Raw genomic sequence first — 14,566 nt, forward strand, 5'->3', positions numbered from 1 at the left:
GGGGCGGGGTCGTATCTGGCCACCGAGGCGGCCAGCGCCAGCCCGCTGCAGGCGGCGGAGCAGGATTTGCTGGGCATGGTCAACGCGCCCACCCAGGCCCTGTTGGGGCGTCAGCTGATCGGTGACGGAACTCCCGGGACGGCCATGGACCCGAACGGCGGGTCCGGTGGGCTGCTGTACGGCAACGGCGGCGCCGGCTATTCCCCAATGACAGCCGGGCAGGTCGGCGGAACCGGCGGCGACGCCGGGTTGATCGGCAATGGGGGGCCTGGCGGTACCGGCGGAATCGGCGCCAGTGGCGGGAACGGCGGTCACGGCGGGTGGCTACTCGGTGACGGGGGTAAAGGCGGAAACGCCGGAACCGGAACCGCCGGACAAGGCGGACTCGGCGGCTCTGCGGGTCTGTTCGGCAAAGGCGGGACGGGTGGCAACGCAAACGGCAACTTCGGCGGCGCCGGAGGCCACGGCGGCTGGCTGTTGGGCGGCAACGGAACCGCCGGCACCGGCGCACCGAACAGCGCGACCATCCCACTGGAGGTGGCCATGACCACCGAACCGGTGGTAGACCTGTCCGTCAACGGCGGCAAGACCATTCCCGTGCTGGTCGACACCGGATCCGACGGTCTGGTCGTCCCACTTCAAGACGTCGGATTCCAGCACCTGGGCCTTCCGACCGGGTTTGGAACCGGCGCCTACAGCGGCGGGCTGGTCTATGTCTACGCCAAGTTCCACACGACGGTGGATTTCGGGAATGGCATCGTCACCCAACCCACCGACGTCGACGTCGTGCTCTTCTCCTTCCCGACGACGTTCCAGTCGTTCATAGCCGGCAACGGTGCAGCGGGCGTTCTGGGTGTCGGTCCGAACGCGACCGGCCCCAACACCAGCAATCCGACCCAGGCATTGCCCGGCAACCTCAACAAAGGTTTGCTCATCAACCAGCAGGGGCATGAGTTGACGTTCGAACCCACTCCCACGGGCATGGGCACTCCGATCGCCACGCTCACCGGATCGCCGATCACCAACCTGGACGTGAAGGTCGGTAGCGGGGCCACCCACCAGGTTTCCTCGATCGTCGACTCGGGTGGGGTGTACGGAACCATCCCGTCCTCGGTGGCCCCAAGCGTCCCGACGGGAACGGTAATCACCGTCTCAGACCCCACCACCGGCAATGTGCTGTACTCCTACGTCGTCAACAACACGAACGCTCCCTCGGTGGTCACAGCCAGCGACCTGATGAACACCGGGAACCTGATCTTCGCGGAGCACCCGGTGTACATCTCCAACAGCCCCTCCGGGGTGGGGACGACGTACATCTACTCATGAGAGGCACCTTCCAGCAGATCGGCTGCGCGGCAGACGCTTTCGGCTGATTTGGTCATCTGGCCGGCGACCACACGGGCCCGAGCGGCGTATTGCGGGGCGAGTACGCGGCGCAGGTCAGCGACCACTGAATCCAGGGTGGACTCCGAAAAGGCCCGCCCGGCACCGACTTCCAGCCGCGAGATGCCGGCCGCCCAGACCGGCTGATCGAGCCAGAACCACAGGATCAGCGTGGGCGCCCCCGCCCGCAGGCCCGCGGCCGTGACGCCGGCACCCCCGTGGTGGACCACCGCGCGACAAGCGGGAAAAACGACCGCGTGATTCACCGCGCCGACCACCTTCACCTGGTCCAATTCCGGGACGCCGGTGAAGTCATTGGGGCCGCTGCAAATCAACGCCCGCTCGCCCAACCGCGCGCACGCCGCGTTGATCACCGCCACCGTCTCGGCGGGGGATTCGATTGGCGTGCTGCCGAATCCGAAGTAAATCGGCGGTGTTCCGGCTGCGATCCACGACAAGACCTCCTCGTCGGCATCGGTCGGCAACTCCAGCGTCAGCGCGCCGACGAAGGGGCCCAGGAAATCCGGCTTCACCCATTCAGCTGCCGGCCCGGGCAGGCAGAGCTCGTCATAGGCCTGGATCTGCAGCGACGTCGACGTTCCGGTGGCCTCCGCCAAGCCCAGTTGGGCGCGTTGGGCGTCGTCGGTTTGCTTGGAGATGGCCGCATACATTCCCCCGGCAGACCAAACACGCTCCGGGAAGCAGTGCAGCACCGCCAGCGGAATGTCTTGGTACTCTGCGACGTTGGCGGCCAGACCGTGCTCGTTGAAACCCGCGACCAGCAGGTCCGCCCCTTCGGTCAGGTGCTTGAGGGTCGCGGTCTTGTCCGCCTTGACCTGACTGACCTGCTCGGTGACTTCGGTCAACACGCTGAACAGATTCAGGCCTCTGGTCGCGACGCCGGTCACCAGGTCTGCGGCCGGGTTCATCACCTGCTGCGAGTCCGGGCCGTAGGCAACCGCACGGAGCCCCACCGACTCGACGAAGTCAATCATGTTGGGCGGGGCCGCCATGCGCACGTCGTGACCCCGTCGCAGTAGCTCGCGACCGACGGCTGCGCAGGGCTCAACATCGCCGCGACTTCCATAGCCCGCGATGACAACTTTCACAGTCGTAAACCCATGCGCCGCAGCAATTCTCACCAGCCATCGAAGATGTCGTGATGCACGGTTCTGGTGGCCGCCGCCGGATCGACGAACCATTCCCGGCCGAACAGCAGGCCGAACGCTTGGGGCGGCAGCCGGCGCAGCACCCCGAGCGCGCGCGCCGCGCCGCTGGCCTCGAGCTGCGAGCGATGGGCGGCCAGCGCATCGCGCTTCTGCCTTGCGAAGCCAAAGACGTTGATGCTGTGGGTGATCGTGGCCCGCGGGGCGTACGCGGTGCGGACGACATCGGGTTCCGCCAGCGGCGGCAGCCGCAACAGGCGAGCGAGATCACTTGTCCGGCGGATTAATTCGCGCGGCATCGTCACCTCCAGCACCCGCCACAGTCCGACGAGTTCGGCGGCCCGCTTCCCGACGTGATGCACCTGCACGTGATCGCGATGGCCGTAGCCACCGTTGGGCTGATAGCTGAGTAGCAGCTGCGCGTCTTCGGCACGGAGTATGTCAGCGAGTCGGTGCGCCGCCTGATCGCGATCTGCGCGCCCGAACCTGACGCGCCCGGGTGGATCCGGGTAGAACACCGGGCCGTATCCGCTGTCGGCGTAGCCCAGGCACTCGACCGCGTGGACACCAAGAATGCGCGCACTCGACTGCAACTCGTCCAGGCGGGAAGAGTCCTCGTCGGCCATGCGCCCGTCGGTCGCCATGACGACGATTACCCGATGCCCGGCTGCCGCGGCCCGCGCCAGCGTGCCACCGGTGAGCACCACCTCGTCGTCCGGATGAGCGTGGAAGGCGACGACGGTTGCCATGCACAGCAGTATGCCAACCGCGGGTCTCCGGTTCGGACCTTGGCGCTGAGCTGGACCGCGGCACCCCCGGCCCGGAGATGTGCGGAAGAATTTCGAATGAAGGATCAAGCCTGCGGGCTGCGGACACGGCGACGCGGTGGAAGTATCGCGTGAGTGGCCACCAGAAAACCGCAGACAATCTCCTACCCGGCGCCAGGCTCGCGTCCGCGCCGCTACGACTCCGCCCCGCTCGACCCGCACGTCATCATCCTGTTCGGCGCGACGGGGGATCTGGCGAAACGCAAGCTGATCCCCGGCCTGGCCTACCTGGATCAGTCCGAGCTCGCGCCCGATATCCAGATCGTCGCCACATCGCTGGAAGACTTCACACCTGACGAATTCCGGGATCTCGCCAAGAACGCGATCGACTCGTTCGGCCACCACAAGCTCACGCCCGAGCAGTGGGACAACTTCGCGAAGATCGTCACCTACGTGCCGCAGGGTGCCGGACCAGAGGCACTGGCGGCCGCCGTCGCTGAAGCCGAAACCAACCTGGGACCCAAGGTGCGGCGACTGCACTACCTGTCGGTCCCGCCGAAGGCGGCGCGCGACGTCATCACGATGCTCTGCGAGGCCAACCTCGTCGAGCGCTCCCGGGTGGTTATGGAGAAACCCTTCGGCACCGACTTGGCCAGTGCGGTGGCGCTCAACGACTTCGTGCACCAAACATTCGAGGAATCCCAGATTTTCCGGATCGATCACTTCCTGGGCAAGGAGGCGGCTCAAAACATCCTGGCGTTCCGGTTCGCCAACGGCCTGTTTGAGCCGATCTGGAACCGCAACTTCATCGACCACATCCAGATCGACATTCCCGAGACCCTGGGTCTGGATCAGCGGGCGAACTTCTACGAAAACACCGGCGCCTACAAGGACATGGTCGTGACGCACCTGTTCCAGGTGATGGCGTTCGTGGTGATGGAACCCCCGACGGCGCTCGAGCCATACGCCATCAGCGAAGAGAAGAACAAGGTGTTCCGGTCGATGCTGCCGGTCAAAACGTCGAATGTGGTGCGCGGTCAATACAGCGGATACCGCGAAGAGAACGGAGTGGCAAGGGATTCCGACACCGAGACGTTCATCGCGCTCAAGGTCGGCATCGACAACTGGCGCTGGGCGGGAGTACCGATTTACCTGCGCACCGGCAAGAAGATGGCCGAGGGCATCCGCATCATTTCGATCGCCTTCAAAGAGGCTCCGCGAAGCATGTTCCCGCCGGGATCGGGGGTGGGGACACAAGGCCCGGATCACCTGACGTTCGATCTGGCTGACAACTCGAAGGTTTCACTGTCCTTCTACGGCAAGCGGCCCGGTCCCGGGATGAAGCTCGACAAGTTGTCCATGCAGTTCTCCTCTCAAGAGATCGACACCGTCGTCGACGTGCTGGAGGCGTACGAACGGCTCATCCTTGACGCCATGCGAGGCGATCACACGCTGTTCACCACCGCCGAGGGCATCGAATCACTGTGGGAGCGTTCGGAGGATCTGCTCGACGACCCGCCGCCGGCCAAGATGTACCAGCCCGGAACGTGGGGTCCCAACGCCATTCATCAGTTGATCGCGCCCAACGCGTGGCGGTTGCCGTTCGAGCGTGGGTGGCGCGAGTCCAAACGCTAGTGGTGATCGCAAGCGCGGCGGAGCCGGGCGCAGCGGGTCGCCACCATCAGCGCTAGTCGGGTCGTAAGCGCCACAACAACTCTCACCGGGTCAGGCGATCGGGCCGGGCGGTCCGTCCGGCTCGTCGTCGCCGAGCAGGTCGACTTGCATCCACGCGACGTCGTGCCAGCGGCCGTGTTTCCATTCGACGCGCCGGTACAGTCCGGCATCCCGGAACCCGAAGGATCGGTGAAAACCGTTGCTCGCTTCGTTGGGTTGAGTGATGCCGGCGAAACCTCGGCGGTAGCCGCGCTCGGCAAGCCGGCGCAGTAGCTCTGTGTAGAGTCTGCGCCCGCCGCCGGCGCGGTGGTGGCCGACGCTGACGTAGATTCCGGTTTCCACCGACCACTGGTAGGCAGGCAGCCGATTCAGCGCGTGCCCGTATGCGAAACCGACGAGCTGATCGCCACATTCGAGGACAAGCCATTCGTGCGCCGCGGAGATACGAGCGGCCATCTCAGCGACGGTCGGGACCTCGATCTCCCAACTGATCGCCGTGTCCTGGACGTAGGGCTGGTAGATCGCGACGCAAGCCGCCGCGTCCTGCGCACGAGCCGAACGCACGATCCCGCCGATTGGTTGCATGTGAGTAGTGTGCCGGTCGGACCGCCGCCGTCAGTTCCGTGACGGCAATCAGACGTAATTCGGTAGGTTGAACGCGACTCTGGAAGACGCCGAAGGGAGACACCGTTGACCCAAACCGCGGTCATGGCCGAGGCTGACCGCGCGTGGATGATCGACACGCTGCTCGCGCTGCTGCAGACGCCGAGCCCGTCGGGCCGCACGGACATGGTGATGCAGCTCATCGGCGACATCTTCGACGACTTCGGCGTGCCCTTCTCACTGACCCGCCGCGGGGCGCTGAACGCTGAACTCGCGGGTAAGTCGGCGACCACCGACCGGGCGCTGGTGGTGCATGCCGACACCATCGGGTGCATGGTGCGCGGACTCAAGGACAACGGGCGGCTGGAGCTGATCCCGGTCGGCACCTTCTCGGCGCGCTTCGCCACGGGCGCGCGCGTGCGGATCTTCTCCGACGACCCCGACGAATTTATCACCGGCACGGTCCTGCCGCTCAAGGCCAGTGGGCACGCCTTCGGCGACGAGATCGACACCCAACCCACCGACTGGGAGCACGTCGAGGTCCGCGTCGACCGCAAGGTGTCCTCACGCGAGGACCTGGTCCGTCTCGGCCTGAAGGTCGGCGACTTTGTCGCGCTGATCACCAGCCCCGAGCTCGCGGCCGACGGGTTCATCGTCTCCCGTCACCTCGACGGCAAGGCGGGAGTCGCGGTCGCGCTCACGCTGGCCAAGAACTTCTGCGAGAACAAGTTGGTGCTGCCGCACCGGACCACGATCATGGTCACCATCACCGAGGAGGTCGGCCACGGGGCCAGCCACGGCCTGCCCGCCGACGTCGCCGAGCTGATCTCGGTGGACAACGCGGTGTGCGCGCCCGGCCAGCACTCCATCGAGGACGGCGTGACGATCCCGATGGCCGACATGCACGGACCGTTCGACTATCACCTCACCCGCAAGCTGTGCCGGCTCGCCGAGGAGCGGGGCATACCGTTCGCGCGGGACGTGTTCCGCTACTACCGGTCCGACGCCGCAGCGGCGATCGAGGCGGGCGCCGGCACCCGCGCTGCGCTGGTCGGCTTCGGGCTCGACGGCAGCCACGGCTGGGAGCGCACCCACATCGAATCGCTGGAAGCCGCGTATAACCTCCTGCACGCCTGGCTGCAGACGCCGCTGACGTTCGCCAAGTGGGACGCCAAGCCGTCGGGCAAGCTACGGGACTTCCCGTCGTCGAAGCAGCCCGCCCCGACCGAGCAGTGGGTGCCGTTGGCCCGCGGCGAACACGCCGAACCCGGCGATGCGTCCCCGGGTGCGCACTGGCCGCCGTCCGAGGGTCCCCAGGCCTGATTTGAGGAGATGCCCATGGCACGGCGCATCAACCTGACCGGAAAGATAGCGGTCGTGACCGGTGCCGGCTCGGGGATCGGGCGCGCAACCGCGCGGCTGCTCGCCGAGCGCGGCGCCAAAGTCCACGTCGCAGACGTCGACGCCGACGCAGCCGTCACCGTGGCCCGCGAGATCGGCAGCGGCGCCGTTGATCACGCGATCGACGTGACTCGGCCGGAAGAAGTCGAGGCGCTGGCACAGACCGTCTTCGACGACGGGGGACGCGTCGACATCCTGCACAACAACGCCGGCATCGGCCACGGCGGCGATACCGAGCAGACGACCGTCGAAGATTGGCAACGCGTGATCGGGGTGAACTTGCTCGGCGTTGCCTACGGTGTGCAGGCCTTCGTGCCCCGGATGCTCAAGCAGGGCCATCTGGCGACGATCGTCAACACCGCCTCCATGGCCGGGCTCTTCCCGATCGCACGAATGGCGCCGTACTGTGCCTCCAAGTTCGGCGTGGTGGGCATGAGCGAGTCATTAGACGCCGAGTTGCGCCCGCGAGGCATTCGGGTGATCGCCCTGTGCCCCGGGATCATAAAAACGCCGATCATCCGTGACGGAGTCCTGCGTGGGCAACTCGGCACCGACAAAGAGAACATCCTGGCCTTCTACGACAAGCACGGTGTCTCGCCGGACACCGTCGCCGCGGACGTGCTGGACGCGATCGCGCGGCCCCGCGGGATCGTCGTTTCACCACCTTCGCACGTCCTGGGCCCGTATCTGGTGCACCGACTTTCGCCGCGGCTGGCGCAACCGATCGCCCGTGTCATGACGAAGATCGTCAGCCGTGGCTGACTGAGGCCACCGATCAACAGGCCTGCGCTGGGGAGATCAGGGTCCTCGTTCTCAGTCCGGGATGTAGTCGAACTCGTCGGGATTGGGCCCGGTGCGGCCGGGCTCGCCGCGATCCAAGCCGGTGATCGCGTCCATGTCGTCGTCGGTGAGGTCGAAGTCGAAAATCTCGAAATTCGCCTTCACCCGTTCGGGGGACACCGACTTCGGGAACACGATGTCTCCGCGCTGAATGTGCCAGCGCAGCACCACCTGCGCGGGGGATTTGCCCAGCGACTTCGCGATCCTGACGATGACCTCGTCATCGAGGACCCTGCCCTGGGCGATCGGCGACCACGCCTCGGTCGCGATCCCGTGAGCTTGGCCGTAGACCCGAACCTGCTCGTTGGCGAAGTAAGGGTGCACCTCGATCTGGTTGACCGCCGGCACGGTCTCCGAACCGTCGCCGATCATCTCCAGGTGCTCGGTTTGGAAGTTCGAGACGCCGATGCTACGGGCGCGTCCGTCCTTGGCGAATTCCTCGAGCGTGATCCAGGTCGAGAGGTAATCGCCGTCGTACAGCATCGGCAGCGGCCAGTGGATGAGAAAGAGGTCGACGTAGTCCGAGCCCAGCGCGGACAACGTCGCGTCGAACGCGCGGCGTGCATCGTCGGGCCGGTGATACCCGTTGTTCAGTTTGCTGGTGATGAACACCTCGCCGCGGTCCAGTCCGGCGTCGCGGATGCCCTGGCCCACTCCCTTCTCGTTGCGGTACATCTCCGCCGTGTCGATGTGGCGATAGCCCACCTCAAGCGCGCAACGAACCGCCGCGGCCGTCTGAGCAGGGTCGATCTGGAAGACGCCGAACCCCAACTGCGGGATCGTGTTCCCGTCGTTCAGGGTGATTGACGGGATATTGCTCATGCGCCCAGCCTCCTGGTTATCGGGTGGTTGTTCAAGGGGATGCCCCGCCTTGTCGCAAGTGAACCGGTCTAGGAGAACATGAAGTCATTCCGCTACAGAAAGCGACCGTCTTCATGGCACCGACAGTGCGCCCGCGCCGATCTGCTCTCTATTTGCCCGGCAACAAGGCCCGGGCCCTGGAGAAGGGTAAGACGCTGCCGGCGGACGTGCTGATTTTCGACCTCGAGGATGCCGTGGGACCCGACGCCAAGGCCGACTCGAGGGCGACGGTGTGCGACGCGGCCTCGTCGGGAAGTTACCAACCCCGTGAGGTCGTGGTGCGCATCAACGGTTTGGGCACCGAATGGCACGACGAAGACCTGGCCGCTGTGGCCGGTTCGGGCGCCGACGGAGTGCTGGTGCCGAAGGTCGGGAACGGCGAACAGGTCCAGGCGTTGGCCGCCGCACTCGACACGCTCGGCGGGCCGGAGTCTTTGCGGTTATGGGTGATGATCGAAACGCCCGGGGCCTTCCTGCGAGCCGAGGAGATCGCCTCGGCCAGCGATCGCTTGGCCGCGATGGTTGTCGGTACCAACGATCTCGTGAACGATCTGCACGGACTGCACGTACCCGGACGCGCACCGATCGTGCCGGCACTGGCACTGGCGGTGTTGGGTGCGCGGGCGGCCGGGAAGGCCATCTTCGACGGCGTGTTCAACAACATCACCGACGAAGCCGGCTTTCGAGCCGAGGCTCGACAAGGCCGCGAGATGGGTTTCGACGGCAAGACCCTGATCCATCCGTCCCAAATCGCACCGGCCAATGACGCGTTCGGTCCGTCGCAAGACGAGCTGGCGGACGCCCGCAAGGTGGTCGCCGCTTATGAGGAGGCGACGGCCGCGGGGACCAGCGTCATCACGGTCGACGGTCGGATGATCGAAAGCCTGCACGTGCGCGACGCCCAACGGATCCTGGCGCTGGCCGACCGCATCGGCGAAATGGAATTCGGCTCCTAGCTTCGTCTGACCGCGCGCGAGCGAACTTGGCGGCGGCTGCTGACTATTTCCGCCCGGTCCACTGGGTGAGCGCATCCTCGAGCGCGGCCCCGAAGCCCACACCGGCGTTCTCGGCGGCCTTCTCGAATCGCTCGAGCAAGGCTGTCGGAACTGAAGCGCTCAGCTTGGAGTATTCGGGTTTTGGCTTTGGCGGCGGGGCTCCGGCCTCGTGTCGGGCGGCGGTGGCGTCGAGCAATTCACGCAGTGCGGGTATCTCTGCCACAAGGCGTTCGAGGTCAACGCGGTCGATACGCAGCAACTCAGCCGGCCCGGTCGTCGTTACCGTCGCAGAACGCAGTTTCCCACTGCGCAGCACCGATTCGCCGATCAACTCGCCCGGTCCCAGCAAGGCGACACGGTCTCGGCCGACGTACACCCCGGCCTCCCCGCTGAGCAGGATGAAGCAGGCGTCCGACGGAGTCTGCTCCTGAATGAGCGGCCACTGCGTCGTCGACGAATTGTGATGGGCAACAGCGGTAAGGCGCTCCAGCTCGCCGTCCGAGAACTTGTTGAATGCACTGAACTCGCGTAGCCGACGGGCGTCCTGCCCAAGGCCCTTCGCGTCGCTCTTCATAGTTGGCTCCTGATCCGGTATCTGACCGTGGACACCGTGGAGCCTAACGTGAATTTTGCATTGTGAAGGGCATACGCGGCTGAAAGTACCTGCCTACATCTGCGCCCAGACGATCTTGTCCTGCAGGTAGGCTTCGATGCCGGCCTTGCCGGACTCGTAGCCCCACCCGGATTGCTTGTATCCGCCGAAGGGCATGGAGTGGTCGTACTGCATCTGGCAGTTCAGTCCCACGGTCCCGGCCTTCAGCCGCTTGGCCAGCCGGTGCGCGCGGCCCAGATCCTTGGTCCAGGCGGTGGCTGCCAGGCCGTAGGTGCTGTTGTTGGCCAGCGCGACAGCTTCGTCTTCGTCGTCGAACGGCAGGATGGTGACCACCGGCCCGAAGATCTCCTCTTGGAACAGCCTGCTCGAGTCGGGGTCGACGTTGGTGACGACCGTCGGGTGGACGAAGTATCCCTTCCGGTCCAGGCGGTGGCCTCCGGTGACGAACTCGGCGCCGTCGGACTTGCCCTGGTCGAGATAGCCCAAGACGCGGGTGAGTTGTTTCTGGCTGATCAGCGGGCCACTCATGGCGCCTTCTTCTTTCGGGCCGCCGAGTTTCAGGGTGTTCGCAATCGTCGCAATGTCTTCCACGACCCGCTCGTAGACGCCGCGCTGCGCGAAGATCCGCGACCCGCAGACACAGGCCTGTCCGGAGTGCACGAAGGCGCCGAACGCCGCCAGCGTGATGGCTTTCCGCAAGCCGGCATCGTCGAAGATCAGCACCGGGGACTTGCCGCCGAGCTCCAGCGTCACTTTCTTGAGGTTGCTGCTTCCCGCGGCATGCACGATTTCCCTGCCGACCTCCGTCGAACCGGTGAAGGCGACCTTCTCGACGTCTGGGTGCGCGGTGATGGCCGCACCGGCGGTGTGCCCGTACCCGTTCACGAGGTTGACCACCCCGTCGGGCACACCGGCCTGCGCCAGGAGTCTGTTGAGCACCAGCGCCGAAAGTGGTGTCTCCTCAGCCGGTTTCACGACGCTGCTGCAGCCCGCCGCCAGTGACGGTGCCAGCTTGGCGCAGAAATTGAAGACCGGTCCGTTCCACGGGAAGATCAGACCGACAACGCCGTACGGTTCCCTCAGGGTGTAGGCGTGCATGTGTGAATCGACGCCGGTCAGTCCGCCGGTGTTCACGTCGCGCGCGATGCCGTCGATCTTGGTGCACCAGCCCGCGTAGTAGCGGAACCACTCACCGCCGACCTTCACCTGCATCTGCGCCTGCGCCGGATACATACCCGCGTTGAGCATTTCGAGCTCGGCGAGCAGCTCGGCATTTTCGTCGATCAGATCGGCGACCCGCCACAGCACCTTGGCCCTGTCGTAATCGGGCAGGCCCGACCACACCCCGGACTCGGCGGTCGCTTTCGCGCGGGCGACAGCGTCGTTGACGGCGTCGAGTCCGCAGTCGGTGAACTCGGTGATCTGTTCCTCGCTGGCCGGATCGAAGACCGGGATCACGTCACCGGTGCCGGATCGTTCACGGACCTCGTCCAGTACCGCCTGCACCGTCATGGCATCCCCTTTTTGGGCCTGTACGGCCCTTGATCGAGCTGGCCGACACCGAAATCCGTGGCCGAAGTTACGCGGTTAACCTCGTGGTGTCTACAACCCTCGGCCGGCCTCAGCCCGCGGATTCTCTGTGCTGATCCGACTGACCGAGCCAGTCGCGCAGTTTCGCGTAGATGGCCGCGTGATTGAGCAGGTCGAAATGGTGCAGTCCGGCCAGCGTCAGCCCGTGGGCCTCCTCGAACGGAACCTGTCGGGACGTGCCCACACCCGACGCACTCTTGGAACGCACCAGGTGGTCGCCGACGATGATTCCCACCGCCCGCGGCGCTGCGGTGGTCGCGACGAAGTGGTAAACGGCGCCCGGGAGAAACGGCACCTCGTGGCAGCGGTCCCAGAGGAACTCGTCCGGGTCGCAGTTGCTCCAGTCTTCCTCTAGGCACGCCCCGTACCGCAGATCTTTGATGCCTGAGCTGCGGGCATTGAGAAATGCCGACACGGCGCGGGTCTCGGGCAGCCGGGCTATCACCCAGGATGCGGCGTTGACGCCTTTTTCCAGGTCGGCTCCCAAGTGCGGGGAACCAAGACAGATGACGTGGCGAACGGCGTCCGGCCAGGCGTGGTCCTGGTCGGACCCGTAGTGACAGGCGCTGCGCACGACCAAGCCACCCATCGAATGACCGACCAACGCGATTTCCTCGACCGGCACCGGCCACAGCGCCTTCAGCTGTTGGATCAGCGCGGCCAGGGCTTTGCCGTTGTCGGAGATGTGCAGACCGGTGTTGTAGCGCAGGTAAACCGGGGTGAACCCGAGCTCGCTGCGCAGCAGCGCGCCATACGGCTGCACGGTCTCGTCATCGCTCTCGCGCTGACTCTCCCTCGGAGACCGCCACCAGCCAACTTCCGTCAGGCACCAGCCGTGGACAAACACCACGACGCGCCCGGTGGCGTTCGGGAACGCCGAGGCAATGGCGTCGGCGTTCATCGCGACGGGCTTGCCGTGGTCGCGAATCTGCATGGTCAGCGCGAATCCGTTGCCGCGGCTGACCAGCTCGTCGCCATAGATTCCGTTGAGTGCGGCGAGCAGGCCGCGGACCTTGGGACGAGACTCGACAGTGTGGTCCTCGTCATTGCTGTATGCGGCGGCCGCCAGTTCACCGGCGCCGTGCAGCGAAGCCCGCAGCCGTGGTCGACGGCATAGTAGGTGGCCGCGGCAATCGTGTTGTGGACGACCTCCACGGGTTTCGACGCCGGCCCGATAGAGCCGAACACCCGCTCCGCGATGCCGCTGTGCGTGTCGCGCACCAGCGCCGTGAGAATACGGGTGCCCTCACCGGCCAGGTCGGCGAGTGACCGGATTTCCTGTCGCTGCACGAGCTGCTCCTCCCTGTTCGCTCCTGGGTTCCCATTCTGCCCAAGGTTTCACTTACTGTGACCGGAGTGGCCGAACCGTCCGTCCCGGAACTGCGCAAGCGCCTGGACGGTCTGACGATCCGCGACGCCGCACGGCTTGGCCGGCGTCTGAAGAACCTCCGCGCCGCGGGGCCGGAGAAGCTGCGCCAGCTTGCCGACCAGATCGACAAGGCCGAATCGGTCGTCGCCGCCCGGCAGGCAGCCGTCCCGACGATCACCTACCCCGACCTGCCGATCAGCCAGCGCCGGCAGGACATCGCCGAGGCGGTCCGGTTGCACCAGGTGGTCGTCGTCGCCGGAGAGACCGGGTCGGGCAAGACCACCCAGCTGCCCAAGATCTGCCTCGAGATCGGCCGCGGGATCCGCGGCACCATCGGGCACACCCAGCCCCGGCGGCTGGCCGCCCGCACGGTCGCGCAGCGCATCGCCGACGAGCTGGGCAGCCCGCTCGGCGACGCCGTCGGCTTCAGCGTCCGATTCACCGACCAGGTCAGCGACCGCACCCTGGTCAAGCTGATGACCGACGGCATTCTGCTGGCCGAAATCCAGCGCGACCGGCGCCTGCTGCGCTACGACACGCTGATCCTGGACGAGGCCCACGAGCGCAGTCTCAACATCGACTTCCTGCTCGGGTACCTGCGCGAACTGCTGCCGCGTAGGCCCGACCTGAAGGTGATCGTCACGTCGGCGACCATCGAGCCGCACCGCTTCGCCGCGCATTTCTCGGGCGCGCCGATCATCGAAGTGTCGGGCCGGACGTACCCGGTGGAGATCCGGTACCGCCCGCTGGAAGTTCCGGTGGAGTCCGGCTCCCCGGAAGATTCCGGCGATCCCGACGACCCCGACCACGAGATCGTCCGGACCGAGACCCGGGACGAGGTCGAGGCGATCGTCGACGCGGTGCACGAACTCGAGAACGAACCGCGCGGCGACGTGCTGGTGTTCCTGTCCGGCGAGCGCGAAATCCGGGATACGGCGGAAGCTTTGACTGAGCTGGCGGGCGGCCCACGCTACACGGAGGTGCTTCCGCTGTACGCCCGGCTGCCGACCGCCGAGCAGCAGAAGGTGTTCGCACCCCATACCGGGCGCCGTGTCGTGCTGGCGACCAATGTCGCCGAGACGTCGCTGACCGTGCCCGGGATCCGCTATGTCGTCGACCCGGGCACCGCCCGCATTTCGCGTTACAGCCGTCGCTTGAAGGTGCAGCGGTTGCCGATCGAGCCGATCTCGCAGGCGTCCGCGGCGCAGCGGGCCGGCCGGTGCGGTCGGGTCGCGCCAGGTGTGTGCATCCGCCTCTATTCCGAGGAGGACTTCGCGGCCCGCCCCGGCTACACCGAGCCCGAG

The 14,566-nt window shown here is 66.1% G+C and carries 14 protein-coding genes; 6 read left to right on the forward strand and 8 right to left on the reverse strand.

Annotation, left to right across the window (positions count from 1 at the left end; translation table 11 throughout):
* A partial coding sequence (locus VML93_RS14975) for a PecA family PE domain-processing aspartic protease (protein ID WP_325611765.1) occupies positions 1 to 1,326 on the forward strand: 1,326 nt, incomplete at its 5' end.
* Here VML93_RS14975 and VML93_RS14980 read toward each other — a convergent pair.
* Positions 1,317 to 2,492: a glycosyltransferase gene (locus VML93_RS14980; RefSeq protein ID WP_325611766.1), complete on the reverse strand. Its 1,176-nt coding sequence runs from the start codon at positions 2,490 to 2,492 to the stop codon at positions 1,317 to 1,319. The genes VML93_RS14975 and VML93_RS14980 overlap by 10 nt on opposite strands.
* A gap of 29 nt (positions 2,493 to 2,521) precedes the next feature.
* A complete protein-coding gene (locus tag VML93_RS14985; RefSeq protein WP_325611767.1) occupies positions 2,522 to 3,298 on the reverse strand; it encodes a PIG-L deacetylase family protein in 777 nt (258 codons plus the stop codon).
* Between the two features lie 153 nt (positions 3,299 to 3,451).
* On the opposite strand from VML93_RS14985, the gene zwf reads away from it, so the two are divergent.
* Positions 3,452 to 4,951 carry a glucose-6-phosphate dehydrogenase gene (zwf, locus tag VML93_RS14990; RefSeq protein ID WP_325611769.1) on the forward strand — a complete coding sequence of 500 codons (1,500 nt, stop codon included), beginning with the start codon at positions 3,452 to 3,454 and terminating at the stop codon, positions 4,949 to 4,951.
* A 90-nt stretch (positions 4,952 to 5,041) separates the two neighbouring features.
* On the opposite strand, the gene VML93_RS14995 is transcribed toward zwf, so the two are convergent.
* Positions 5,042 to 5,575 carry a GNAT family N-acetyltransferase gene (locus VML93_RS14995; protein WP_325611771.1) on the reverse strand — a complete coding sequence of 178 codons (534 nt, stop codon included), beginning with the start codon at positions 5,573 to 5,575 and terminating at the stop codon, positions 5,042 to 5,044.
* Between the two features lie 105 nt (positions 5,576 to 5,680).
* On the opposite strand from VML93_RS14995, the gene VML93_RS15000 reads away from it, so the two are divergent.
* Both VML93_RS15000 and VML93_RS15005 read left to right on the forward strand, forming a co-directional pair.
* Complete coding sequence (locus VML93_RS15000; RefSeq protein WP_325611773.1) at positions 5,681 to 6,916, forward strand: osmoprotectant NAGGN system M42 family peptidase; 1,236 nt, start codon at positions 5,681 to 5,683, stop codon at positions 6,914 to 6,916.
* Positions 6,917 to 6,931: 15 nt separating this feature from the next.
* Positions 6,932 to 7,756: an SDR family oxidoreductase gene (locus tag VML93_RS15005; RefSeq protein WP_325611775.1), complete on the forward strand. Its 825-nt coding sequence runs from the start codon at positions 6,932 to 6,934 to the stop codon at positions 7,754 to 7,756.
* Positions 7,757 to 7,807: 51 nt separating this feature from the next.
* Here the strand turns inward: VML93_RS15005 and VML93_RS15010 are convergent, their stop codons facing one another.
* A complete protein-coding gene (locus tag VML93_RS15010; protein ID WP_325611776.1) occupies positions 7,808 to 8,656 on the reverse strand; it encodes an aldo/keto reductase in 849 nt (282 codons plus the stop codon).
* Between the two features lie 113 nt (positions 8,657 to 8,769).
* Between VML93_RS15010 and VML93_RS15015 the strand changes: the two genes are divergently transcribed.
* Entirely contained in the window at positions 8,770 to 9,651 is an 882-nt protein-coding gene (locus VML93_RS15015) for a CoA ester lyase (RefSeq protein ID WP_325611778.1), read from the forward strand.
* A gap of 43 nt (positions 9,652 to 9,694) precedes the next feature.
* Here VML93_RS15015 and VML93_RS15020 read toward each other — a convergent pair whose 3' ends face one another.
* From VML93_RS15020 to VML93_RS15035, 4 genes are all read right to left on the reverse strand, one after another.
* On the reverse strand, positions 9,695 to 10,264 hold the full coding sequence (locus VML93_RS15020; RefSeq protein ID WP_325611780.1) for a cyclic nucleotide-binding domain-containing protein: 570 nt from the start codon (positions 10,262 to 10,264) through the stop codon (positions 9,695 to 9,697).
* Positions 10,265 to 10,357: 93 nt separating this feature from the next.
* Entirely contained in the window at positions 10,358 to 11,815 is a 1,458-nt protein-coding gene (locus tag VML93_RS15025; RefSeq protein WP_325611782.1) for an aldehyde dehydrogenase family protein, read from the reverse strand.
* Between the two features lie 109 nt (positions 11,816 to 11,924).
* Positions 11,925 to 12,827, reverse strand: coding sequence for an alpha/beta hydrolase (locus VML93_RS15030; RefSeq protein WP_325611784.1), 903 nt, complete (start codon positions 12,825 to 12,827; stop codon positions 11,925 to 11,927).
* A gap of 2 nt (positions 12,828 to 12,829) precedes the next feature.
* Positions 12,830 to 13,183, reverse strand: a complete 354-nt coding sequence (locus tag VML93_RS15035) for a hypothetical protein (protein ID WP_325611785.1) — start codon at positions 13,181 to 13,183, stop codon at positions 12,830 to 12,832.
* A 66-nt stretch (positions 13,184 to 13,249) separates the two neighbouring features.
* On the opposite strand from VML93_RS15035, the gene VML93_RS15040 reads away from it, so the two are divergent.
* Positions 13,250 to 14,566: helicase-related protein (locus VML93_RS15040; protein WP_325611787.1), on the forward strand; the 1,317-nt coding region annotated here is incomplete at its 3' end.

Origin of the sequence: Mycobacterium sp. (genome assembly GCF_035499775.1) — a bacterium.
In the GTDB taxonomy this organism is placed as follows: Bacteria; Actinomycetota; Actinomycetes; order Mycobacteriales; family Mycobacteriaceae; genus Mycobacterium.